Origin of the sequence: Autumnicola lenta, assembly GCF_031846515.1 — a bacterium.
Lineage (GTDB): Bacteria > Bacteroidota > Bacteroidia > Flavobacteriales > Flavobacteriaceae > Autumnicola > Autumnicola lenta.
The window spans coordinates 1-884 of record NZ_JAVRHO010000068.1; the positions used below are offsets into that span (position 1 = coordinate 1).

1 protein-coding gene is annotated in these 884 nt (G+C 36.9%); it reads left to right on the plus strand.

The features are described from left to right. Window positions 1-67: 67 nt before the first annotated feature. The coding region (locus RM545_RS17450; RefSeq protein WP_311496565.1) for an IS1634 family transposase at window positions 68-884 on the plus strand (817 nt) is incomplete at its 3' end.

The following is an 884-nucleotide window of genomic DNA, read 5'->3' on the forward strand; positions in this document are numbered from 1 at the left end:
TCCTGTCTTCCGCACTTTTTCAAAAACACCTTGGGAGGTACTGATTTTACTGAATTAAATTTTGCAAATGGGTGTTGCAAGCCTATTTTTGAGAATGTTTTTAAGAAAATTAAAGAATCGCTCCGGTAGTATTTCTGTACAGATCATCTCCAAAGAAAGAGGGAAATACAAAGTTGTTAAGACCATTGGCAGCTCCAGGGATGAACAGGATATTCAAAAACTCATTTTTCTTGGAAAACAAGAAATAGAAAGGCTGGAAGCTCAAGGAAAATTATTTATTTCCGAAAATGATGTTGTTATAGATCAACTATTTGAATCATTGGGTAATGCTAGTATTAAAACAGTAGGCCCTGAAATCATTTTCGGAAAAATTTATGACGGGATTGGTTTCAATGAAATTAATGAGGATCTGTTCCGTCACTTGGTGATTGCTCGGTTAGCCTTTCCTTTAAGTAAATTAAAAACTATTGAATATCTCTACCGCTTTCAAGGAGTTAGGTTAGATATAGACGCTGTATACCGTTTCCTTGACAAGCTCAATAACCGTTTGAAAACTCAAGTGGAGCAAATTTCCTTTGCTCATACTATGAAAGTTCTTGGAGGTAAGGTTGGGATTGTTTTTTATGATATGACCACACTATATTTTGAAGCCAGTGACGAGGATGATCTTCGAAAAACAGGCTTCAGCAAAGATGGGAAGCACCAGAGTCCCCAGATTTTTCTTGGTCTGTTGGTGGGACTTGGGGGTTATGCTATTGGTTATGATATTTTTGAGGGCAACATTCATGAAGGGCACACTTTGATCCCTTTTATAGAGAAAACAACAGTAAAGTTCAATTTAGATAAACCTGTTATTGTTGCCGATGCAGGGTTACTGTCAAATG